This is a genomic window from Pseudomonas sp. NPDC088429 (assembly GCF_044753305.1).
GTDB classification, from domain to species: Bacteria; Pseudomonadota; Gammaproteobacteria; order Pseudomonadales; family Pseudomonadaceae; genus Aquipseudomonas; species Aquipseudomonas rustica.
In genome coordinates this window covers 1-20,916 of sequence record NZ_JBIVMX010000081.1, presented here as the reverse complement: position 1 = coordinate 20,916, position 20,916 = coordinate 1, and the positions used below count along the sequence as shown (strand labels likewise).

Sequence of the window (20,916 nt, the reverse complement as noted above, 5' to 3'; positions counted from 1 at the left end):
CATTCGCAGGGACAAAGCACACACAAAATCTGCGGCATTATATACTGGCGTCACTGAAACGGAAGCGACACCGCGTTCCGCGCCCAATCCCGGCGCCGCCCACATCGGAAATCCCATGCAACTCAAGAATCCCATCCTCGGCCTGTGCCAACAGTCCACGTTCATGCTCAGTGCCGCCAAAGTCGATCAATGCCCTGACGACGAAGGCTTCGAAGTCGCGTTTGCCGGCCGTTCCAACGCCGGCAAATCCAGCGCACTGAACACATTGACTCACGCCAGCCTGGCGCGCACCTCGAAAACGCCGGGTCGCACACAGCTGTTGAACTTCTTCAAGCTAGACGAAGATCGCCGTCTGGTCGACCTGCCGGGCTACGGTTATGCAAAAGTACCGATCCCGCTGAAGATGCACTGGCAGCGTCACCTTGAGGCTTACCTCGGTGGCCGCGAGAGTTTGAAGGGTTTGATTTTGATGATGGACATCCGTCATCCAATGACCGACTTCGACTTGCTGATGCTCGACTGGGCCGTTGCGGCCGGCATGCCGATGCACATCCTGCTGACCAAGGCTGACAAACTGACCTACGGCGCAGCCAAAAACACCCTGCTCAAAGTGCAGTCGGAAATCCGCAAAGGCTGGGGCGATCAAGTCACCATCCAACTGTTCTCCGCACCAAAACGCATGGGTCTGGAAGAGGCCTACACTGTACTGGCCGGCTGGATGGAACTGGCTGACAAAGGCGCCGAGGCGGCAGCCGAGTAAGTCGGGATATGGAAATTTGTTTGTAGTGTGTTCAGGCAAGGCGAAAGGGCAGTGAAAAGCGGCCGGGGTCGCGCTCGACTTTAGGGAACCTAAATGAGCATTTGAGCTGCGCTTTCAACGCAGCATGAACGCGCTACAGACAAATTTTGGGCAAAAAAAGCCCCGGATTTCATTGGGGAGGGAGAAATTCCGGGGTTTAAGTTCCGAACCGCTAGGGCGGGGTTCAGATATCTGCCAACACTTAACACAACATAGGAGCATTGAAGGGCTTCACCAGCCATTCAGTAACTCTGAGTAGTGATCTTCCAGATTAGTTCAGATTATTTTCGAAAAGCTTTGGAATAACCCCAAGCGCTTTTCGAAATAAGCAGGATTTATCGGGTCTGCCGCGACGCTATGTCGCGGCGACCGACATCAACTGGCTCAGTGAGCCTCATCCCAATTGTTGCCCACACCCACTTCGACCAGCAGCGGTACATCCAGTTTCGCCGCTTCGCTCATGTGCACGCGGATTTCAGCGCTGACCTGCTCGACTAGATCCTCGCGAACCTCCAGCACCAATTCATCGTGTACCTGCAGGATGACGCGAGCGTCCAGCCCGGACGTCGCCAGCCATTCATCCACCGCCACCATGGCTTTCTTGATGATATCGGCAGCGGTGCCCTGCATCGGCGCGTTGATCGCCGTGCGTTCGGCGGCGGCGCGTTCCTGCGGCTTGTTCGAGTTGATTTCCGGCAGGTACAGACGACGACCAAAGAACGTCTCGACATAACCCTGATCCGCTGCCTGCGCGCGGGTGCGATCCATGTACTCGCGAACCCCCGGATAACGGGCGAAGTAAGTGTCGATGTAAGCCTTGGCAGTCTTGGTGTCGACGCCGATGTCCTTGCCGAGCTTCTGCGCGCCCATGCCGTAGATCAGGCCGAAGTTGATCGCCTTGGCGCCACGGCGCTGATCGGAGCTGACTTCGTGCAGTTCGACCTTGAACACTTCGGCAGCGGTGGCGGTGTGCACGTCGAGATTGTTGCGGAAGGCGTTCATCAGGCCTTCGTCCTTGGACAGGTGCGCCATGATCCGCAGTTCGATCTGCGAATAGTCCGCCGCCAGCAGTTTGTAGCCTTTTGGCGCGACGAACGCTTGGCGGATACGGCGGCCTTCAGCGGTACGCACCGGGATGTTCTGCAGGTTCGGGTCACTGGAGGACAAGCGACCGGTCGACGCCACCGCCTGATGATACGAGGTGTGGATGCGCCCGGTGCGCGGGTTGATCTGCTCCGGCAGGCGATCGGTGTAAGTGCTTTTCAGCTTGCTCATCGAGCGGTGCTCCATCAGCACCTTCGGCAAGCGGTGATCGTCTTCAGCGAGTTTCGCCAACACTTCTTCAGCAGTGGACGGCTGGCCCTTGGCAGTCTTCTTCAGCACCGGCAGGCCGAGTTTTTCGTAGAGAATCACGCCCAGTTGCTTCGGCGAGCCGAGGTTGAACTCCTCCCCGGCGATCTCGAACGCTTCGCGCTCCAGCGCGACCATTTTGTTGCCCAGCTCGATGCTCTGGATGCCGAGCAGCTCCGCGTCAACGAACGCGCCCTGGCGTTCAATGCGCGCCAGCACCGGCACCAACGGGATTTCGATGTCGCTCAGTACGCTGGCCAGGCTCGGGATCGCGCTAAGCTTTTCGAACAAAGTCTGGTGCAGACGCAACGTGATGTCGGCGTCTTCGGCGGCGTACGGGCCGGCCTGTTCCAAGGCGATCTGGTCGAAAGTCAGCTGCTTGGCGCCTTTGCCGGCGATGTCCTGGAAGCTCACGGTGGTGTGATCCAGATACTTCTGCGCGAGGCTGTCCATGTCGTGGCGGGTGGCGGTGGAGTTGAGCACGTAAGACTCAAGCATCGTGTCGAAGGCGATGCCGCGCACGCTGATGCCTTGGCTCTGATCACCACCGATGGCGCAGTTGGCGAGGATGTTCATGTCGAACTTGGCGTGCTGGCCGACCTTGAGCTTGCTCGGGTCTTCCAGAATCGGCTTGAGAGCGCGCAACACGGTGTCGCGATCCAGCTGTTCTGGCACGCCGATGTAGGAGTGGGTCAGCGGAATGTACGCGGCCTCGTTGGCCTGCACGGCGAACGACAGGCCGACCAATTGCGCCTGCTGCGCATCGATGCCGGTGGTTTCGGTGTCGAAGGCGAACAGCTTGGCGTTGTTGAGTTTTTCCAGCCAGACGTCGAAACGTGCCTGATCGAGGATGGTTTCGTACGCCGCTTCGGTCGGAGCAGCAGGAGTTTCGATGTCTTGCGCGCTGAACAGATCGCCAGCCGGCGCAGGCTCGCTGGCCGCGCTCAATTCCAGGCGTTTGGCGTCGCGATCCAGATCATTGATCCAGCTTTTGAATTCCAGCAGCGAGTACAGCTCGTAGAGCTTGGCCGGGTCTTCCGCGCCCATTTGCAGATCGTCCAGCTCAACGTCCAGCGGCACGTCGATCTTGATCGTCGCCAGTTGATAGGAGAGGAATGCCATCTCCTTGTGCTCTTCGAGCTTGGCCGGCAGGGTTTTCGCGCCGCGAATCGGCAGGGTCGGGACGATGTCGAGATTGGCGTACAGCTCGGTGAGGCCACCGTTAACGCCGACCAGCAAGCCGGAAGCGGTCTTCGGGCCGATGCCCGGAACGCCCGGAATGTTGTCGGACGAATCGCCCATCAGCGCCAGATAATCGATGATCTGCTCCGGTGCGACGCCGAATTTCTCCTTCACGCCTTCCACGTCCATCGAGCTACCGGACATGGTGTTGACCAAGGTAATGTGGCCATCGACCAGTTGCGCCATGTCCTTGTCGCCGGTGGAGATGATCACCGGACGATCCGCCGCCGCGCTGCTGCGCGCGAGGGTGCCGATCACGTCATCGGCCTCGACGCCTTCCACGCACAGCAGCGGGAATCCGAGGGCGATCACGCTCTGGTGCAACGGCTCGATCTGCACGCGCATGTCGTCGGGCATGCTTGGGCGATTGGCTTTGTATTCGGCGTACATCTCATCGCGAAATGTCCCACCCTTGGCGTCGAACACCACGGCGAACGGGCTGTCCGGGTACTGCTTGCGCAGACTCTTGAGCATGTTCAGCACGCCTTTGACCGCACCGGTCGGCAGGCCTTTGGAAGTGGTCAGTGGTGGCAGCGCGTGAAAGGCGCGGTACAGGTAAGACGAACCGTCCACCAGGACGAGGGGGGCTTGGCTCATGAGCAGGATCAACCTTTTCGGCGGGTCCGGCGCTAGAATAGCGGGACCGTTGACGACAAAGGGACAAGGTTATCATGCGTACGTTAAATCGCTTGCTGCTGGTCGGTCTGATTGCTGCCTCACCGTTGGCCGCGATAGCGGCGGATGATGCACCGACAGGGGAGCCGGAAGTTACCATCCGCACGGAAGGCGACAAGACCATTCAGGAGTACCGCCAGAACGGTTTCCTCTATGCGATCAAAGTGACCCAGAAAGGCTTTCCGCCGTACTTTCTGGTGCGTGCCGACGGGACGGATGCCAACTTCATCCGCTCGGATCAGCCGGATATGCTGATTCCGTCATGGAAGATTTTCGAATGGAAGTAAGTTTTTAATTCACCCGGCGCCGCAATTGGCGGCGCCCGTACTGGCAGTTAAAACATGTCTGTGTTCACGCCCCTGGCTCGGCCCGAGCTGGAAACCTTTCTCGCCCCTTACGGGCTAGGCCGTCTGCTTGATTTCCAGGGGATCGCCGCCGGCAGCGAAAACACCAATTTCTTTATCAGCCTTGAGCAGGGCGAATTTGTCCTGACCCTGGTCGAGCGCGGCCCGGTGCAGGAGATGCCGTTCTTCATCGACCTGCTCGACGTGCTCCACGAAGCTGATCTGCCGGTGCCGTACGCACTGCGCACCACAGACGGCGTGGCGTTACGTGAGCTGAAAGGCAAACCGGCGCTGCTGCAACCGCGCCTGTCGGGCAAGCACATCAAGGTCGCCAATGCCCAGCATTGCGTGCAGGTCGGCGAATTGCAGGCGCATCTGCACCTGGCGACGCAGGGCGAGCGCATGATCAAGCGCAAGACCGACCGTGGCCTGGACTGGATGCTGGAAGAGGGCAGCGAATTTCTCTCGCACCTGAGCGATGAGCCGCGTGCCTTGCTGCAGAAGGCCCTGGATGAAATCACCGAGCGCAAAGACAAGATTCTCGCGCTGCCTCGGGCGAACATTCATGCCGACCTGTTTCGCGATAACGCGATGTTCGAAGGCACGCACCTGACCGGGCTGATCGACTTCTACAACGCCTGCTCGGGGCCGATGCTGTACGACGTGGCGATTGCCTTGAATGACTGGTGCTCGGACGAGGACGGTTTGCTCGATGGCCCGCGTGCCCGCGCATTTCTTGGCGCTTATGCGGCGCTGCGCCCGTTCACCGCGGCGGAGGCTGAGTTGTGGCCGACGATGCTGCGCGTGGCGTGTGTGCGGTTCTGGCTGTCGCGGTTGATTGCGGCGGAGCAGTTTGCCGGGCAGGACGTGTTGATTCACGATCCGCGGGAATTTGAGCAGAAATTGGCGCAGCGGCAGCAGGTGCATACACCGTTGCCTTTCGCGCTTTAAGATCAAAAGATCGCAGCCTTCGGCAGCTCCTACATGGAATCACCTGTAGGAGCTGCCGAAGGCTGCGATCTTTTTTCTATGGGGTTACAGAGATTCCAGGCACCCGGCCAAATCATTACCCAACTTTTCCAACACCTGCTCATACCCCTGAGCCGTCGCCGGTGTATACCCGCCCAACGCATCCAGCTCAGCCAGTTTCACTGGCAGGCCAGCGACCAATGTCTCCGCCAGACGCGGACGCAACGGCGGCTCGCTGAACACACAAGTCTTGCCCACTTCCTGCAAACGCTTGCGCATCGCCGCGACATGCTGTGCACCTGGCTGCACTTCCGCTGCAACACTGAATACCCCTGCGTGCTTCAGGCCGTAAGCTTCTTCAAAGTAATCAAACGCCTCGTGAAAGACGAAGTACGGCTTGCCTTCAACACTGGCCAGACGCTGCTTCAAACGCTGATCCAGCGCATCCAGACGCGCGTCAAACGCCTTGGCATTGCTCTGATAACGCTCGGCGTTGGCCGGGTCGGCAGCGCTCAAGTCTGCCGCCATCTTGTCGGCAATCACCCGCGCATTGACCGGCGATAGCCACAAATGCGCATCCAGTGTGCCCGGGCGATGATCGTGATCATGCTCGTCGGCCTCTTCGGCGTGGGAGTGGCTGTCTTCAGCAAAACGGCGCAGCTTCATCCCCGGCAGATCCTGCACGGCCACGCTCGGCAGCGTACGACCGTTCAGCACGCGCGGCAGGAAACCTTCCATGTCCGGGCCGATCCAGTAGAGCAGATCGACCGATTGCACCTTCCGTACGTCGGATGGCCGCAGCGCGTAATTGTGCGGCGACGCACCCGGCGGCAGCAGCACTTCGGGAATCGCCACGCCGTCCTGCACGGCCGCTGCAATCAGCTGCAACGGTTTGATGCTGGTGAGGACTTTGACCTCGGCCTGAGCCGAACCGATCAACAGAAAACTGGCGACAAAAGCCACAAAAACAGAAAAAAGTCGGGACACGATGACCACTCAAGGAGGCGAGAACGGGTAACATAATAACGTCTCTATCAAAACTCGTCGCCGCCCATGCCTATTACACCGATTGCCAGCCGTCCCCACGACCACTCTCATTGCGTGCACAGCGCTTTGTCCGAGGCCGATACCTTGTGCGCCCAGAAAGGCTTGCGCCTGACCGCGTTGCGCCGCCGGGTGCTGGAACTGGTGTGGCAGAGCCACAAACCGCTGGGCGCCTACGACATTCTCGCCGTGCTCAGCGAGCAGGACGGCCGCCGCGCCGCGCCGCCAACCGTGTACCGCGCGCTGGATTTCCTGTTGGAAAACGGCCTGGTGCACCGCATCTCTTCGCTGAACGCCTTCGTAGGCTGCGTCCACCCCGAGCATGCGCATCAGGGCCAGTTCCTGATCTGCCGCGATTGCCACGCCGCCATCGAACTTGAGCAAAAAGTGATCAGCGACGCGATCATCAACAGCGCCAAAGACGTTGGTTTCATCGTCGAAGCGCAGACCGTCGAAGTCGTCGGCCTGTGCTCCGGTTGCCAGGGGGCTTGATGAGCAACGCGCTGATCCGTCTGGAACAGGTCGCCGTCACGTTTGCCGGGCAGACCGTGCTGGACAACATCGAGCTGAGCGTCGAGCCGGGGCAGATCGTTACGTTGATCGGCCCTAACGGCGCCGGCAAGACCACGCTGGTGCGCGCCGTGCTGGGTTTATTGAAGCCGGACAGCGGCAGCGTCTGGCGCAAGCCGAAGCTGCGTGTCGGCTATATGCCGCAAAAACTTCACGTCGATCCGACCTTGCCGCTGTCGGTGCTGCGTTTTCTGCGTCTGGTGCCGGGCGTGGATCGTCCGCGTGCGCTGGCCGCGTTGAAAGAAGTTGGCGCCGAGCACGTCATCGACAGCCCGGTGCAAAGTGTTTCCGGCGGTGAAATGCAGCGCGTATTGCTGGCGCGGGCGTTGCTGCGCGAGCCGGAATTGCTGGTGCTCGACGAGCCGGTGCAAGGCGTCGACGTCGCTGGGCAAGCCGAGTTGTACAGCCTGATCACCCGTCTGCGCGATCGCCATGGCTGCGGCGTGCTGATGGTGTCCCACGATTTGCATCTGGTGATGAGCACCACCGATCAGGTGGTCTGCCTCAACCGTCACGTCTGCTGCTCCGGGCATCCCGAGCAGGTCAGCGGCGATCCGGCGTTTGTCGAACTGTTCGGCAAGAACGCGCAGAGCCTGGCGGTCTATCACCACCATCACGACCACGCTCACGACCTGCACGGTTCGGTGGTCAAAGGGCCGGTTATTGGCCAACCTCACGTTCACGGAGACAACTGCAAGCATGGCTGATTTTCTGTTGTATGCCCTGCTTGCAGGTCTGGCGCTGGCACTGGTGGCCGGGCCGCTCGGTTCGTTTGTGGTCTGGCGGCGCATGGCTTATTTCGGCGACACCCTGTCCCATGCCGCGTTGCTCGGTGTGGCTTTGGGCTTTTTGCTGGATGTCAGCCCGACGGTCGCGGTCACGGTAGGCTGCCTGCTGCTGGCGGTGCTTTTGGTGACCTTGCAACAGCGCCAACCGCTGGCGTCTGACACGCTGTTGGGAATTCTCGCACCGAGCACGCTCTCTCTCGGCCTGGTGGTACTAAGCTTCATGCATGAAGTGCGGATCGACCTGATGGCCTATCTGTTCGGCGACCTGCTGGCGATCAGCCCGACTGATCTGGCGTGGATTCTCGGCGGCAGCGCGGCGGTGCTGGTGTTGCTGGTGACATTGTGGCGGCCATTGCTGGCGATCACCGTGCACGAAGAATTGGCCAAGGTCGAAGGCCTGCCGGTCGCCGGACTGCGCATGGCGCTGATGTTGTTGATTGCGGTGGTGATCGCGGTGGCGATGAAAATCGTCGGTGTGTTGCTGATTACTTCACTGCTGATCATTCCGGCGGCTGCGGCACAGCGTCACGCCCGATCGCCGGAGCAAATGGCGGTCGGCGCGAGCCTGCTGGGCATGCTCGCCGTGTGTGGCGGGCTGGCGCTGTCGTGGTTCAAGGACACCCCGGCAGGCCCGTCAATCGTTGTGACGGCGGCCGCACTGTTTCTGCTGAGTTTTGTTCTGCCCCGTCGTGGGGTGTAGACTTGGCCGCTTTTTGCGCAAATAGAGAGTCGCAGGAATGAAGCCGTTCGCCTCCCGTTATCTGCTCCTTGTCGCATTTTCAGTGCTGCTGGGCGCCTGCCAAAGTACCCCACCGGTGGTTGAAGCCCCCGATGCGCGGGCTACGGCCATCGCACAGCTGGAGCAAAGCCTGGCCAGCAGCGAACTGGCCACCGCTGAAGACCAATTGGCTGCTTTGCAGAAAGAAACTCCAAACGATCAATCCCTTGAGCAATACCAGCGGCAGTTGGCCGAAGCGTATCTGCGTCGCAGCCAGATCGTGTTGCAGAAGGGTGATGTGAATGCCGCCGCTACGGCGCTGAGCCGTGCCCGCGTGCTGATGCCGAAGGCGCCGGCGCTAACCGGTGGCGTCAACGGCGCGATTACTGAAGCGCGCAAGGCTGAGCTGGAGAAGGCTGAAGCAGCGCTGCTGGCCGCTGAGGCCAAGCCGAAAGCCAAGGTGATCGATCCGACCGCCGAGAGCACCACGGTTGCGCTGAACATCACCGATAGCCACAAACTTCGCCGCCAACTGGATGCGATCGCCGCCGATGTGGTGAATTATGAGTGTGGGGTGACGATTCAGGCGCCACGGACGAATGACTATCCGTGGTTGTCGACGTTGCTGACCAAGCGGGTCAAGAAGCTCGACCCGGATTTTGATCTGAAGATTGAGAAGCAGATCGTGCGCACCGTGCCGGCGCAGATGGTTCTTAGTCCGCGTAAACCGTAAAAAGATCGCAGCCTGCGGCAGCTCCTACATGGGATTAAGGTACACCCTGTAGGAGCTGCCGAAGGCTGCGATCTTTTGCTTTTTAAGCTGGAATCGCTTTCGCCTTAGGCTCACGAGCCCAAACCCTATGTTGCCCAATCGCAGCAAAGAACGGCTTGGTCAGCCCCGGTACATCCTTGCCTTGCAACAACCCGGCATCCGCTTCCAGTTTCAGCAGATCCTGCAATTGCTTGGCATCACCCTGCAACGCAATCGCCTTCAAATGCTTGTAGGCCTCCAGCACGTAGTGCAACGCCACGCCGTCACCGCTCAAGGCCTTGACCGACGCCGCGCCGCCCGGCACAAACACCGCATCGAAAATCACCGACGGCATGCCTTCCATTGAAGCATCCACAGGCAACATTTTGCCGTCCGCAGTTTTCACCGGCGCCGAAGTCGGGCCGAGCAATTTCGCGTGCGCACCTTCCGCTGCCAATGCCTTCTTCATTGCATCAATCGCCGCACCATCGACGCCGTTAGCAGCAAGAATCGCCACTTTGCGGGTTTTGATGTTCTCTGGCAGCAGATTCGCCTGGCTCAACGCTGGCGAGTGATCGAACGACACCTTGCGTGCATCCACCGTGCCTTTGGTAGGCGCAGGCAGACCCAGGTTGGCCGCGACACGTTTGGCCAGTTCCAGATCAATGTTGGCCAGAATCTCGTTCACCTCGCGCGCACGGATGAACTCGCGTTCAACCTTGCCCAGCTCGAAGCTATAGGCCGCGATGATGTGCTCTTTCTCGTGGTCGCTCATGCTGTTGAAGAACAACGTTGCCTGAGAGAAGTGATCGCTGAACGACTCGCTGCGCTGGCGGATCTTGTTCGCGTCGATGCGCTCTGGATAACTTTCAAAACCACCGTCCTGCGCGGCAGGTGGGGTTTCTTTCGGCCAGCCGCCATCAATCGAGTTCGGCTCGTAGGAAGCACGGCCCTTGTCGATCACCGTACGGTGCTGCGCATCGCGCTGACCGTTGTGGAACGGCGCGACCGGACGGTTGATCGGCAGCTCATGAAAGTTCGGCCCACCGAGTCGGCTGATTTGCGTATCGGTGTAGGAAAACAACCGACCTTGCAGCAGCGGGTCATTGGAGAAGTCGATGCCCGGCACGATGTGGCCAGGGCAGAACGCAACCTGCTCGGTCTCGGCAAAGAAGTTGTCCGGGTTACGGTTCAAGGTCATTTTGCCCAGCGGCGTGATCGGCACGATTTCTTCGGGGATCAGCTTGGTCGGGTCGAGGATGTCGAAATCGAAGTCGTGCTCGTTTTCCTCCTCGATGATCTGCACACCAAGCTCCCATTCAGGGTAGTCGCCCATCTCGATCGCTTCCCAGAGGTCGCGGCGATGGTAGTCGGTGTCTTTACCGGCGAGCTTCTGCGCCTCGTCCCACACCAGTGAGCAAGTGCCGGCAGTAGGGCGCCAGTGGAATTTGACGAAGCGCGATTTGCCCTCGGCGTTGATCAGCCGGAAGGTGTGCACGCCGAAGCCTTGCATGCTGCGCAGGCTTTTCGGGATCGCCCGGTCAGACATCGCCCAGATGACCATGTGCGCCGATTCCGGCACCAGCGAGACGAAATCCCAGAAGGTGTCGTGGGCAGAGCCACCGGTAGGGATTTCATTGTGCGGCTCAGGTTTCACCGCGTGGACGAAGTCGGGAAACTTGATCGCGTCCTGAATGAAGAAGACCGGCATGTTATTGCCGACCAAGTCGAAGTTGCCTTCATCGGTGAAGAACTTCACCGCGAAGCCACGCACGTCGCGTACGGTGTCGCCGGAACCACGCGGGCCCTGCACCGTGGAAAAGCGCACAAACACCGGCGTCTTTTTCCCCGGATCCTGTAGGAACCCGGCCTTGGTCAGTGTCGAATGGTTCTCGTAAGCCTGAAAGAAACCATGCGCGCCAGTGCCGCGCGCGTGGACGATGCGCTCCGGGATGCGTTCATGGTCAAAGTGCGTGATTTTTTCACGCATGATGAAGTCTTCAAGCAGCGATGGCCCGCGCGGGCCGGCCTTCAGGGTGTTCTGGTTGTCAGCAATCTTGACGCCCTGATTGGTGCGCAGGGCTTGGCCAGTAGCGTCGGAGCGAAATTTCTCCAGGCTGTCGAGTTTGGCGTTGGTGTTGGCTCGATCCGGGGCATCGGTTCCGGCCATCTGGCTTTTGTCGGACGTAGGCTTCTTGCTCATCAGTCGTAAACTCCTCGGTTGACCCCGTGTTTGCCGGGGACTCTTGAGTGGTTCCCGGGCACGGCACCCAGGGTTTTCAAGTCGCTTACTTAGTGACTGATGAGGCGCTCGGAGCGTTCCTTTTTTATGACCTTTGATCTTGTTATTGCCAAATCGAAGGTTAATTGCGAAATAAATGCTAAGAACCTCTATACGGACAGGCTAAAATGCGCGCCCGGCTAACCGCTGATCCTTTTCTAACGCGCCCCACAAGGTTCGCTACGTGATCGAGTTTCAAAACGTCCACAAGACTTACCGCGTCGCCGGTAAGGACATTCCCGCGCTGCACCCGACCAGTCTCTCGATTGAGAACGGTCAGGTCTACGGCCTGATCGGCCATTCCGGTGCGGGAAAAAGTACCCTGCTGCGTCTGATCAATCGCCTGGAAGATTCCAGCGGCGGCAAGATCTTCGTCGACGGTGAAGAAGTCACCGCGCTCGACGCCAAAGGCCTGCGCCGTTTCCGTCAGCAAGTCGGGATGATCTTCCAGCACTTCAACCTGTTGGCCTCCAAGACCGTCGCCGACAACGTTGCGTTGCCGCTGACCCTGGCCGGTGAATTATCGACCAGCGAGATCAATCAGCGTGTGGCTGAACTGCTGGCGCGCGTCGGTTTGTCCGACCACGCCAAAAAATACCCGGCGCAATTGTCCGGCGGCCAGAAGCAGCGCGTCGGTATCGCCCGCGCTCTGGCGACCAAGCCGAAGATTCTGCTGTGCGACGAGGCCACCAGTGCCCTCGACCCGCAGACGACCGCGTCGGTTTTGCAACTGCTGGCCGAGATCAACCGCGAGCTGAAACTGACCATCGTCCTGATCACCCACGAGATGGACGTGATCCGTCGCGTCTGCGATCAAGTGGCGGTGATGGACGCTGGCGTGATCGTCGAACAAGGTTCGGTGGCCGATGTGTTCCTGCATCCGCAGCACCCGACCACCAAGCGTTTTGTTCAGGAAGACGAGCAGGTCGATGAAGGCGAGCAGCGTGATGATTTCGCGCACGTGCCGGGCCGTATCGTCCGTCTGACCTTCCAGGGCGAAGCGACCTACGCGCCTTTGCTCGGTACTGTCGCCCGGGAAACCGGGGTCGACTACAGCATCCTCGCCGGTCGTATCGACCGCATCAAAGACATCCCCTACGGGCAATTGACCCTGGCCGTCACCGGTGGCGACATGGAAGCGGCCTTCGCCCGCTTCACCGCCGCTGATGTCCACATGGAGGTGCTGCGTTAATGGAAATGTTCGACGCTGCAATCAAGAATTACGACGCCGCGATAGAAGCCATCAAGCTGTTCTTCCAGAACATCGACTGGCTGGAAATCGGCCTGGCCACCAACGACACCATGATGATGCTCGGCGGCTCGCTGCTGTTCACCGTGTTGCTCGGCCTGCCGCTGGGCGTGTTGCTGTTTCTCTGCAGCCCGCGCCAGTTGCTGGAAAACCGCGTTCTCTACGCGATCATGTCGTTGGCGGTGAACATCCTGCGTTCGCTGCCGTTCATTATTCTGTTGATCGTGATGATCCCGCTCACCGTGCTGATCACGGGTACGTCGCTGGGCGTGGCCGGTGCGATTCCGCCGCTGGTCGTCGGTGCGACGCCGTTCTTCGCGCGTCTGGTGGAAACCGCGCTGCGTGAAGTCGATCGCGGCATCATCGAAGCGACCCAGGCCATGGGTGCGACCACGCGGCAGATCATTCTCAACGCATTGCTGCCAGAAGCCCGTCCGGGCATCTATGCAGCGATTACGGTGACGGCGATTACACTGGTTTCCTACACGGCAATGGCCGGTGTGGTCGGCGCCGGTGGTCTGGGTGACCTAGCGATCCGTTTCGGCTACCAGCGTTTCCAGACTGACGTGATGATCGTCACCGTGGTGTTGCTGCTGATTCTGGTGCAAGTGCTGCAGATGGTGGGCGACCGTTTGGTCGTGCATTTCTCGCGCAAATAAGCGGTTTTGTATTGAACAGATGAGCCGGCCATTCGCTGGCAGGCGCAAGACGGGCGCCTCATAAGGAGTTAGCTGAATGAAAAAACTGATCGCTGCTTTCGCTGCCGTTGCAGCATTCTCGGCCCACGCCGAAACCCTGACCGTTGCCGCCACTCCGGTGCCGCACGCAGAAATCCTCGAGTTCGTGAAGCCAGCCCTGGCCAAAGAAGGCGTGGATCTGAAGGTCAAGGTCTTCACCGACTACATTCAGCCAAACGTACAGGTCGCGGAAAAGCGTCTGGACGCCAACTTCTTCCAGCACCAGCCGTATCTGGATGAGTTCAACAAGGCCAAGGGCACCAATCTGGTGGCTGTGACCGGTGTGCACCTGGAGCCGCTGGGCGCCTACTCGAGCAAGCTCAAGGATCTGAAGGATCTGCCAAGCGGCGCTAACGTGGTGATCCCGAACGACGCCACCAACGGCGGCCGTGCGCTGTTGCTGCTGGCCAAGGTTGGCGTGATCACGTTGAAGGATCCGACCAACATCCTGTCGACCGTCAAAGACATCGCGACCAACCCGAAAGACCTGAAAATCCGTGAACTGGAAGCCGCGACCATCCCGCGCGTGCTGACTCAGGTTGACCTGGCGCTGATCAACACCAACTACGCGCTGGAAGCCAAGCTCGATCCGTCCAAGGATGCGCTGGTGATCGAAGGTAACGACTCGCCATACGTGAACATCCTCGTGTCCCGCCCGGACAACAAGGACAGCGACGCGATGCAGAAACTGGCTGCTGCGCTGCACAGCCCGGAAGTGAAGAAATTCATAACCGAGAAGTACAAAGGTGCGGTATTGCCGGCGTTCTGATTTAGATTGCTGCAACGAAAAAAGGGGACGCCATGAGCGTCCCCTTTTTTTGTTTGAAATACCGACCCTGTAGGAGTGAGCCTGCTCGCGATTGCGGTATAGCTGTCACATCAATATTGGATGTGCCGACGTCATCGCGAGCAGGCTCACTCCTACAAGGGATCGGCGGTGTTCTTATTTGCGGTTAAGCATGACCGGGAGTTGCGCAACCAGTTTGGCATTATTCAACGGCGCCCGAATAAAGCCGCGCTGGGTGCCATCCGGGCCAATCACCGCGAGGTTGCCGCTATGGTCGACGGTGTAATTCGGCTTACTCGTATCCGCCGGAATAAACGGAATACTCACCGCATTCGCCACCTTCTGCAGTTCTTCAATCGAAGTCGGCGTCAAGCCAATGAACTGCGGATCAAAGTAGCCCAGATACTGCTTCAACTGCTTCGGGTTATCGCGGTTCGGGTCAACGCTGACCAGCACGATCTGCAACTTATCCACGGCGTCTTTCGGCAGTTCACTCTTGATCTGGCGCAGCTGTGCGAGGGTAGTCGGGCAGATGTCCGGGCAGAAGGTGTAGCCAAAAAACAGCAAACTCCACTTACCTTTCAACTCATTGATCGCCACCGGTTTGCCGTCCTGATCGGTCATCGTTACGTCCGGCAGATTCCGGCTTTGTGGCAGCAGGATGATACCGGCATCAATCAGCGCCGTGGGGTCGCCCTGGCCCTTGCCGCTCAGCACTTTGTTGACGGTCAGGCCGAGGATCAGCGCGATCACGGCGACGAGGATGAAGACGGTTTTCTGGGTTCGAGTCATAGGTTCAACAGTAAGTAGTGGTCTACGAGCAGGGCGATGAACAGCAGAAACAAGTACCAAATAGAGTACTTGAAGGTGTTGATCGCCGCGTGCGGCCGAGTGCCACGGTACAGCACCACGGCCCATTGCAGAAACCTTGCGCCCAGAGCGAGCGCGCAAATCAGGTAGAGCACGCCGCTCATGTGGATCACGTACGGCAGCAGACTCACCGCCAGCAGCGCGAAGGTGTACAGCAGAATGTGCACTTTGGTGTAGTGCTCGCCGTGGGTGACCGGCAGCATCGGGATGTCGGCTTTGGCGTATTCCTCTTTGCGATGGATCGCCAGCGCCCAGAAGTGCGGCGGCGTCCAGGCGAAGATGATCAGCACCAGCAACAACGGTTCGGCGCTGACGTGGCCGGTGGCGGCTGTCCACCCCAACAGAGGAGGGGCGGCGCCGGCGAGGCCACCGATGACGATGTTCTGCGGCGTCGCACGTTTGAGGAAACCGGTGTAAATCACGGCGTAACCGAGCAGCGAAGCGAGCGTTAGCCACGCCGTCAGCGGATTGGTGAAGGTCAGCAACAACGCCTGACCGAGCAGCGCCAGAACCAACGCAAAGGTCAGCGCCGCTGCGGGCGAAACCCGGCCCTCGGCCAACGGCCGTTTATGCGTACGCGCCATCACCGCATCAATGCGCCGATCAACCACATGATTGACCGCCGCCGCGCCACCGGCACATAGCGCAATCCCCAGATTGCCGAACACCAGCACCGTCCATGGCACCCCGGCGCGGGTCGCGAGGAACATGCCGACCAGCGAGGTGATCAGCATCAGCACCACGACTTTCGGTTTGGTCAGTTCCAGATAATCTCGCCACAGCGCTTGGGCGGGACGTTCGCCAATCAGAATCGCCACGGCGTTTCTCCTTTAATAGTGATGGGCGCGGCCGCGTGTTTACGCGGACTCAGGCGCCAGCGTGCGAGCACCGGTTGTTTGACCCGAACCAGACTGGTGCGCGCGTGGTAATTGACCAGCACCATGGTCAGCAACAACGCGGCCCCGCCGGCGTTATGCGCGACAGCTACCGGCAGCGGCAGATGGAACAACACGTTGCTGATGCCGAGGGTGATTTGCGCGGCGAGGGCAATCAGCACCAGACCGGCCAGCCGCGTCATGCCGACCACTTTCAATTGCCACGCCAAACCGAGGAGCACCAAAGTCACCAATAGCGCGCCGATCCGGTGAGTCAGGTGAATCGCCGTGCGCGCATCGCTGTCGAGTTGCCCGCCGAGATAATTCGGGCCGATGTGTTGCGTCAGATGAAATCCATTGGCGAAATCCGCCGGTGGCAACCACTGCCCGTGGCAGGTCGGGAAGTCGATACACGCCACCGCCGCGTAGTTGGAACTGACCCAGCCACCCAGCGCGATCTGACCAATCACCAACAGTAATCCCGCCGTCGCCCAATACTGCAAACGCTTGGGCACGGTCAGCGCCGGCAGCACGCCGGACAATCTAAGCGTCAGCAAAAACAGCAGACTCAAGGTCGCAAACCCGCCGAGCAGATGCCCGGTGACCACCTGCGGCCAGAGCTTGAGCGTCACCGTCCACATGCCGAACGCCGCTTGTGCGAACACCACCGCGAGCAGAAACAACGGCAGTTTCAACGGCTGCCCCGGATGACGTCGATTGACCCACGCCCGCCCGGCCAGAATCGAAATCAGCATGCCGAGGGTGCCGGCGAAGTAGCGGTGGATCATCTCGTTCCAGCCCTTGTGCGCCTCCACCGGCGAGTCGGGGTAATGCAGTTCGGCATGGGCCAGTTGCGCTTCGCTTTTCGGCACGCTGATAAAACCGTAGCAACCCGGCCAGTCCGGACAGCCGAGTCCCGCGTGGGTCAGGCGCGTATACGCGCCGAGCAGCACCACAATCAGGGCCAGCAGGGTGGCAAACAGCGCGAGGCGAAATCCAGGTTTGGCCATGACGATGCCCTTATCCGATGTTCGACAGTTTCAGCAGGTGACGCAGGTCGTTGAGCAGATCCTTGCCCTTCACATTCGGCTCGTAACGCAGCACGAGATTGCCGTGCGGGTCGATGATCCACAGTTGCGGCGTGGCTTTGTCGCCCGTGGTTTTACTGAACACAGCGGCGTCCAGCGGGTAGCGTTGCAGCTGTGGATATTCGCGGTTGAGCTTGGCGTCGTAATCAGCGCTGACCGGTTGTGCAGCGGCGAGGGCATGGCTGGCGCGGCCGGCGTCACGGCCGAGACCGATCTGGATCTGCCGCGCCAGATACACCAGTTGCTGGCAATCCACCGCGCAATCTTTCGGCGCGGTGACCAGCATCTGCCAGCGCTCTTCATCGGCCTGCACACCGAGGTCGGCGCGGGTCTGGCCGTTGCCGATCAGTTCACCGTGATAGCTGCGTCCGTCCGGGACCCAGAACTGCAATTTGTACATGCCGGTGGCGAGCACCATCGGGCCAATCACGCCGAGCAAAATCAGCAGCAACTGAATGCGCCCGCGACGGCGGCTGGCGGCAGGTTTCGCCTCAGACATGCTGGGTGGATTCATGGCCGTTCCCATGGTGTTTCTCCTTTGCGTTGTGCAAGCCCAAATAGACGTAGAGACCGAGCAGGGCGGTGGCCATGGCGAACCACTGCACGGCGTAACCGAGGTGTTTTTCCGGGCCCATCGCAACCACCGGCCAATCGGCCTCGTAGCTGGCCGGGCCGGGTTCGGCGCGTAATTCGTAGGCGAAGCCGTCGCGGTCGAGGGTTTGCCACAGCTTGGCGGGTTCGACGGCGGTGATGGTTTGTGGCCAGGTGCTGCTGACTGGATCAGCGTGCAACTGGAAAGTGGCGCCGGGGGCGACGTAGACCCAGGCATCGATATTCAACGCCTCAGTGGGCGTAGTGAATTGCGGCGGTACACGGCGATCCGGCCACGGCAACCAGCCGCGATTGACCAGCATCCACAAACCGCTGCGTTGATCCTGAAACGGTTGCAGCAACTCGACGCCGACCTTGCCGTTACGCTGGCGGTTATCCAGCAACAGACTGTGCGCGGCATCGAACTGGCCGTGCAGGTGCACGCGGCGATAGGCCGGATCGGATGTGTGTGGCAACTCGGTGCTGGCCATCGGCTCGGCCGCGCGGCGTTCGGCGTAACTGGCGAGCAGGGCGGTTTTCTCGGCGCCTCGGCTCAGTTGCCAAAAGCCCAAAGACACCAATAGCGGCAACAATAACGCCACCACCACGGTCGGAATCACGCCCGGACGAAAGCGCTTCATGGCCGCGCCACAAAGTCAGTCGTTGCGCTCGCTATACTCAACTGCATCGCCTGTCCCCCGGAGTTCTTCCCATGCTCAAAACAGCGATCGTCCTGATGCTGATTGCCACGGTGATCAGCCTGTTCAGCGGCCTGTTTTTCCTGGTCAAGGACGACAGCAGTTCCAATCGCCTGGTCATCGCCTTGAGTGTTCGGGTGGCATTGGCCGCTGCCACCGTCGGCTTGATCGCCTGGGGCTTTTACAGCGGCCAATTGGTGTCCCACGTGCCGTGGTAGACACTAGCTGCAAGCTGCAAGCTACAAGTTAAAAGCCTTACCGCTTTGCATTGAAGCTCGAAGCTTGCAGCTTTTGTTGTGGCTTGCAGCTGTTGTTAAAGTACGTAAACGAAGATAAACAGGCCGATCCACACCACGTCGACGAAGTGCCAGTACCAGCTCGCCGCTTCGAAACCGAACTGGTGCTCGTTGTCGAAGTGGCCCTTCATGATCCGCATCAGCATCACAAACAGAATGATCGTGCCGATGGTCACGTGGGCGCCGTGGAAACCGGTGAGCATGAAGAACGTCGCGCCATAAATGCCCGAACCGAGGGTCAGCCCCAGTTCGTGATAGGCGTGAATGTATTCCTCAGCCTGGAAACCGAGAAACGCGCAACCGAGCAGCACGGTGATCGCCAGCCAGATTTTCAGCGCGCCGCGATGGCCCTTTTTCAAGGCATGGTGGGCGATGGTGATGGTCACGCTGGAGCTGACCAGCAGGATCGTATTGATCAGCGGCAGGCCCCACGGGCTGATGACGTCCTTGGGCGGCGGGAACAGTTTCGGATCCGGCGTGTGCAGCAGCGGCCAGGTGAACTGGAAGTTCGGCCAGAGCATATGCGCGATGCCTTTGGTGCCTTCGCCGCCGAGCGCTGGGCCGGAGACGTGGCGCACGTAAAACAGCGCACCGAAGAAGGCGACGAAGAACATCACCTCGGAGAAGATGAACCAACTCATGCCCCAGCGAAACGAGCGATCCAGCTGCGCGCTATACAGGCCCGCGCGGCTTTCCTTGATCACCGCGCCGAACCAGCCGAACAGCATGTACGCCAGCAACAGGCCACCGACGAAAAAGATGTACGGGCCGTGGGATTCCGGGCGCGCTGCCTTCAGATCGTTGAACCAGACGGCCAGGCCGTACACGGTGATGGCCATGCCGAAGGTCGCAATGATCGGCCATTTGCTTTGCGGCGGAACGTAATAATGCTCATGAGTTGCCATTTATTGTTCTCCTTATCGGGCACGCTCAACCGCCAGTGTTTACAGCCACTGGCGGATGTCGGGCGGTGATATCGAACAGCGTGTAGGACAGCGTCAGGTGCTTCACATCCTTGGGCATGTCGCGGTCAACAATGAAGCGCACCGGCATCTCGATCTGCTGACCGGGCTGCAGCACCTGCTGGGTAAAGCAAAAGCATTCGGTCTTGTGGAAATACGCCGCCGCGTTGCTCGGCGCGATGCTCGGCACGGCTTGCGCACTCATCGGTTTGTCGGTGGGATTGCGCGCGATGAAGATCATCTCGTTGACTGCGCCGGGATTGGCGGTGAGTTCGTCATGCTTGGGGTAAAAGTCCCAGGGCATGTCGACGTTGTTGGTCGACAGAAACTGCACGCGCACCTGGCGTGAGGTGTCGACCACTTGCTCACCCTCGTACTGCCCACCGGTCTTGCCGTTGATGCCGAAGGCTTTGCACATCACGTCGTAAATCGGCACCAGAGCAAAACCGAACACGAACATCGCCAGCACCACGCCGAGAAGGCGGGTGACGAGCTTCTTCATCGAGATCGAATCAGCCATGATTCATGCCTCCCCACCAAACCCTGTAGGAGTGAGCCTGCTCGCGATGGATCCACCGCGATGTGCCTGACACACCGCCATCGCGAGCAGGCTCACTCCTACAAAAGGCTGGATATTCATTTCACTTCCGGCGGTGTGGTGAAGGTGTGGTACGGCGCCGGTGACGGCACGCTCCACTCCAGACCTTCCGCACCATCCCACGGTTTGGCCGGTGCTGGCGGGCCGCCGCGTATGGTCTTGATGACGATGAACAGGAAGAAAATCTGCGTCGCGCCGAACATGAACGCGCCAATCGACGAGACCATGTTGAAGTCGGCGAACTGCAGGTTGTAGTCCGGAATCCGTCGTGGCATCCCCGCCAATCCGACAAAGTGCATCGGGAAGAAGGTCAGGTTCATGCCGACAAACGACAGCCAGAAATGCAGCTTGCCGAGGGTTTCGTCGTACATGTGGCCGGTCCATTTCGGCAGCCAGTAATAGGTCGACGCGAAGATCCCGAAGATCGCCCCCGGCACCAGCACGTAGTGGAAATGCGCGACTACGAAGTAGGTGTCCTGATACTGGAAGTCCGCCGGGGCGATGGCCAGCATCAGCCCGGAGAAACCGCCGATGGAGAACAGGATCACGAACGCCACGGCAAACAGCATCGGCGTCTCGAAGGTCAGCGAGCCTTGCAACATGGTGCTGGCCCAGTAGAACACCTTCACCCCGT

General features: G+C 59.8%; 22 protein-coding genes. 11 read left to right on the top strand and 11 right to left on the bottom strand.

Translation table 11 applies throughout. The features are described 5' to 3' along the window. The first annotated feature begins 115 nt into the window (after positions 1 to 115). Positions 116 to 760, top strand: coding sequence for a ribosome biogenesis GTP-binding protein YihA/YsxC (gene yihA / locus ACIP66_RS25720; protein WP_122604724.1), 645 nt, complete (start codon positions 116 to 118; stop codon positions 758 to 760). 423 nt (positions 761 to 1,183) lie between these two features. On the opposite strand, the gene polA is transcribed toward yihA, so the two are convergent. Beyond that, the gene (polA, locus tag ACIP66_RS25715) at positions 1,184 to 3,988 is read right to left on the bottom strand and encodes a DNA polymerase I (protein ID WP_400651861.1); all 2,805 of its coding nucleotides are present in this window, start codon (positions 3,986 to 3,988) and stop codon (positions 1,184 to 1,186) included. A gap of 74 nt (positions 3,989 to 4,062) precedes the next feature. Between polA and ACIP66_RS25710 the strand changes: the two genes are divergently transcribed. Beyond that, positions 4,063 to 4,353: a DUF2782 domain-containing protein gene (locus ACIP66_RS25710; RefSeq protein ID WP_053125408.1), complete on the top strand. Its 291-nt coding sequence runs from the start codon at positions 4,063 to 4,065 to the stop codon at positions 4,351 to 4,353. 54 nt (positions 4,354 to 4,407) lie between these two features. Next, complete coding sequence (locus ACIP66_RS25705) at positions 4,408 to 5,361, top strand: homoserine kinase (RefSeq protein WP_400651858.1); 954 nt, start codon at positions 4,408 to 4,410, stop codon at positions 5,359 to 5,361. An 84-nt stretch (positions 5,362 to 5,445) separates the two neighbouring features. Here ACIP66_RS25705 and ACIP66_RS25700 read toward each other — a convergent pair whose 3' ends face one another. After that, positions 5,446 to 6,366 (bottom strand): zinc ABC transporter substrate-binding protein ZnuA, encoded by a 921-nt coding sequence (locus tag ACIP66_RS25700; protein WP_008081226.1) that lies wholly within the window; start codon positions 6,364 to 6,366, stop codon positions 5,446 to 5,448. Between the two features lie 66 nt (positions 6,367 to 6,432). Here ACIP66_RS25700 and ACIP66_RS25695 point away from each other — a divergent pair, with 66 nt between their 5' ends. Genes ACIP66_RS25695 through ACIP66_RS25680 form a run of 4 tightly spaced genes read left to right on the top strand, consistent with a single transcriptional unit; the run spans position 6,433 to position 9,232 of the window. Then, complete coding sequence (locus ACIP66_RS25695; RefSeq protein WP_007911760.1) at positions 6,433 to 6,915, top strand: Fur family transcriptional regulator; 483 nt, start codon at positions 6,433 to 6,435, stop codon at positions 6,913 to 6,915. Further along, positions 6,915 to 7,700 carry a zinc ABC transporter ATP-binding protein ZnuC gene (gene znuC, locus ACIP66_RS25690; protein ID WP_008081224.1) on the top strand — a complete coding sequence of 262 codons (786 nt, stop codon included), beginning with the start codon at positions 6,915 to 6,917 and terminating at the stop codon, positions 7,698 to 7,700. Before ACIP66_RS25695 ends, znuC begins: the two co-directional genes overlap by 1 nt. Beyond that, positions 7,693 to 8,481, top strand: a complete 789-nt coding sequence (gene znuB, locus ACIP66_RS25685; protein WP_008081222.1) for a zinc ABC transporter permease subunit ZnuB — start codon at positions 7,693 to 7,695, stop codon at positions 8,479 to 8,481. Before znuC ends, znuB begins: the two co-directional genes overlap by 8 nt. Before the next feature lie 37 nt (positions 8,482 to 8,518). Then, positions 8,519 to 9,232 carry a PA5502 family lipoprotein gene (locus ACIP66_RS25680; protein ID WP_400651854.1) on the top strand — a complete coding sequence of 238 codons (714 nt, stop codon included), beginning with the start codon at positions 8,519 to 8,521 and terminating at the stop codon, positions 9,230 to 9,232. An 82-nt stretch (positions 9,233 to 9,314) separates the two neighbouring features. Here ACIP66_RS25680 and katE read toward each other — a convergent pair whose 3' ends face one another. Continuing rightward, positions 9,315 to 11,456, bottom strand: a complete 2,142-nt coding sequence (gene katE, locus ACIP66_RS25675) for a catalase HPII (protein WP_400651864.1) — start codon at positions 11,454 to 11,456, stop codon at positions 9,315 to 9,317. A gap of 259 nt (positions 11,457 to 11,715) precedes the next feature. Here katE and ACIP66_RS25670 point away from each other — a divergent pair, with 259 nt between their 5' ends. The 3 genes from ACIP66_RS25670 to ACIP66_RS25660 all read left to right on the top strand — a co-directional run bounded on the left by ACIP66_RS25670 (position 11,716) and on the right by ACIP66_RS25660 (position 14,286). Continuing rightward, positions 11,716 to 12,723 (top strand): methionine ABC transporter ATP-binding protein, encoded by a 1,008-nt coding sequence (locus ACIP66_RS25670; RefSeq protein ID WP_007911748.1) that lies wholly within the window; start codon positions 11,716 to 11,718, stop codon positions 12,721 to 12,723. A gap of 5 nt (positions 12,724 to 12,728) precedes the next feature. Continuing rightward, positions 12,729 to 13,439 carry a methionine ABC transporter permease gene (locus ACIP66_RS25665; protein ID WP_172680176.1) on the top strand — a complete coding sequence of 237 codons (711 nt, stop codon included), beginning with the start codon at positions 12,729 to 12,731 and terminating at the stop codon, positions 13,437 to 13,439. Between the two features lie 76 nt (positions 13,440 to 13,515). Further along, a complete protein-coding gene (locus tag ACIP66_RS25660) occupies positions 13,516 to 14,286 on the top strand; it encodes a MetQ/NlpA family ABC transporter substrate-binding protein (protein ID WP_400651851.1) in 771 nt (256 codons plus the stop codon). Positions 14,287 to 14,460: 174 nt separating this feature from the next. Here ACIP66_RS25660 and ACIP66_RS25655 read toward each other — a convergent pair whose 3' ends face one another. Genes ACIP66_RS25655 through ACIP66_RS25635 form a run of 5 tightly spaced genes read right to left on the bottom strand, consistent with a single transcriptional unit; the run spans position 14,461 to position 18,369 of the window. After that, a complete protein-coding gene (locus ACIP66_RS25655) occupies positions 14,461 to 15,096 on the bottom strand; it encodes an SCO family protein (protein ID WP_008081211.1) in 636 nt (211 codons plus the stop codon). Continuing rightward, positions 15,093 to 15,992, bottom strand: coding sequence for a heme o synthase (gene cyoE, locus ACIP66_RS25650; protein WP_159813367.1), 900 nt, complete (start codon positions 15,990 to 15,992; stop codon positions 15,093 to 15,095). The genes ACIP66_RS25655 and cyoE overlap by 4 nt, the downstream gene beginning before the upstream one ends. Further along, a complete protein-coding gene (locus tag ACIP66_RS25645; RefSeq protein WP_400651848.1) occupies positions 15,980 to 17,059 on the bottom strand; it encodes a heme A synthase in 1,080 nt (359 codons plus the stop codon). The genes cyoE and ACIP66_RS25645 overlap by 13 nt, the downstream gene beginning before the upstream one ends. 10 nt (positions 17,060 to 17,069) lie before the next feature. Then, positions 17,070 to 17,663 carry a hypothetical protein gene (locus tag ACIP66_RS25640; RefSeq protein WP_400651846.1) on the bottom strand — a complete coding sequence of 198 codons (594 nt, stop codon included), beginning with the start codon at positions 17,661 to 17,663 and terminating at the stop codon, positions 17,070 to 17,072. Further along, entirely contained in the window at positions 17,629 to 18,369 is a 741-nt protein-coding gene (locus ACIP66_RS25635; protein ID WP_282356641.1) for an SURF1 family protein, read from the bottom strand. The genes ACIP66_RS25640 and ACIP66_RS25635 overlap by 35 nt, the downstream gene beginning before the upstream one ends. Before the next feature lie 71 nt (positions 18,370 to 18,440). On the opposite strand from ACIP66_RS25635, the gene ACIP66_RS25630 reads away from it, so the two are divergent. Further along, positions 18,441 to 18,644: a twin transmembrane helix small protein gene (locus ACIP66_RS25630; protein WP_400651843.1), complete on the top strand. Its 204-nt coding sequence runs from the start codon at positions 18,441 to 18,443 to the stop codon at positions 18,642 to 18,644. 95 nt (positions 18,645 to 18,739) lie between these two features. On the opposite strand, the gene ACIP66_RS25625 is transcribed toward ACIP66_RS25630, so the two are convergent. The 3 genes from ACIP66_RS25625 to ACIP66_RS25615 all read right to left on the bottom strand — a co-directional run. Beyond that, a complete protein-coding gene (locus ACIP66_RS25625; protein ID WP_053125435.1) occupies positions 18,740 to 19,627 on the bottom strand; it encodes a cytochrome c oxidase subunit 3 in 888 nt (295 codons plus the stop codon). Positions 19,628 to 19,652: 25 nt separating this feature from the next. After that, complete coding sequence (locus ACIP66_RS25620; protein WP_400651840.1) at positions 19,653 to 20,204, bottom strand: cytochrome c oxidase assembly protein; 552 nt, start codon at positions 20,202 to 20,204, stop codon at positions 19,653 to 19,655. A 116-nt stretch (positions 20,205 to 20,320) separates the two neighbouring features. Continuing rightward, a partial coding sequence (locus tag ACIP66_RS25615) for a cbb3-type cytochrome c oxidase subunit I (protein WP_400651838.1) occupies positions 20,321 to 20,916 on the bottom strand: 596 nt, incomplete at its 5' end.

What these genes read in the sequence shown, in the direction of transcription:
- ACIP66_RS25625 (WP_053125435.1), bottom strand. Translation starts at nt 19,627, where the DNA reads ATGGCAACTCATGAGCATTATTACGTTCCGCCGCAAAGCAAATGGCCG.
- ACIP66_RS25665 (WP_172680176.1), top strand. Translation starts at nt 12,729, where the DNA reads ATGTTCGACGCTGCAATCAAGAATTACGACGCCGCGATAGAAGCCATC.
- ACIP66_RS25680 (WP_400651854.1), top strand. Translation starts at nt 8,519, where the DNA reads ATGAAGCCGTTCGCCTCCCGTTATCTGCTCCTTGTCGCATTTTCAGTG.
- ACIP66_RS25710 (WP_053125408.1), top strand. Translation starts at nt 4,063, where the DNA reads ATGCGTACGTTAAATCGCTTGCTGCTGGTCGGTCTGATTGCTGCCTCA.
- ACIP66_RS25640 (WP_400651846.1), bottom strand. Translation starts at nt 17,663, where the DNA reads ATGGGAACGGCCATGAATCCACCCAGCATGTCTGAGGCGAAACCTGCC.
- znuB (WP_008081222.1), top strand. Translation starts at nt 7,693, where the DNA reads ATGGCTGATTTTCTGTTGTATGCCCTGCTTGCAGGTCTGGCGCTGGCA.
- yihA (WP_122604724.1), top strand. Translation starts at nt 116, where the DNA reads ATGCAACTCAAGAATCCCATCCTCGGCCTGTGCCAACAGTCCACGTTC.
- znuC (WP_008081224.1), top strand. Translation starts at nt 6,915, where the DNA reads ATGAGCAACGCGCTGATCCGTCTGGAACAGGTCGCCGTCACGTTTGCC.
- ACIP66_RS25630 (WP_400651843.1), top strand. Translation starts at nt 18,441, where the DNA reads ATGCTCAAAACAGCGATCGTCCTGATGCTGATTGCCACGGTGATCAGC.
- ACIP66_RS25635 (WP_282356641.1), bottom strand. Translation starts at nt 18,369, where the DNA reads ATGAAGCGCTTTCGTCCGGGCGTGATTCCGACCGTGGTGGTGGCGTTA.
- ACIP66_RS25705 (WP_400651858.1), top strand. Translation starts at nt 4,408, where the DNA reads ATGTCTGTGTTCACGCCCCTGGCTCGGCCCGAGCTGGAAACCTTTCTC.
- ACIP66_RS25660 (WP_400651851.1), top strand. Translation starts at nt 13,516, where the DNA reads ATGAAAAAACTGATCGCTGCTTTCGCTGCCGTTGCAGCATTCTCGGCC.
- ACIP66_RS25645 (WP_400651848.1), bottom strand. Translation starts at nt 17,059, where the DNA reads ATGGCCAAACCTGGATTTCGCCTCGCGCTGTTTGCCACCCTGCTGGCC.
- ACIP66_RS25620 (WP_400651840.1), bottom strand. Translation starts at nt 20,204, where the DNA reads ATGGCTGATTCGATCTCGATGAAGAAGCTCGTCACCCGCCTTCTCGGC.
- ACIP66_RS25695 (WP_007911760.1), top strand. Translation starts at nt 6,433, where the DNA reads ATGCCTATTACACCGATTGCCAGCCGTCCCCACGACCACTCTCATTGC.
- polA (WP_400651861.1), bottom strand. Translation starts at nt 3,988, where the DNA reads ATGAGCCAAGCCCCCCTCGTCCTGGTGGACGGTTCGTCTTACCTGTAC.
- ACIP66_RS25655 (WP_008081211.1), bottom strand. Translation starts at nt 15,096, where the DNA reads ATGACTCGAACCCAGAAAACCGTCTTCATCCTCGTCGCCGTGATCGCG.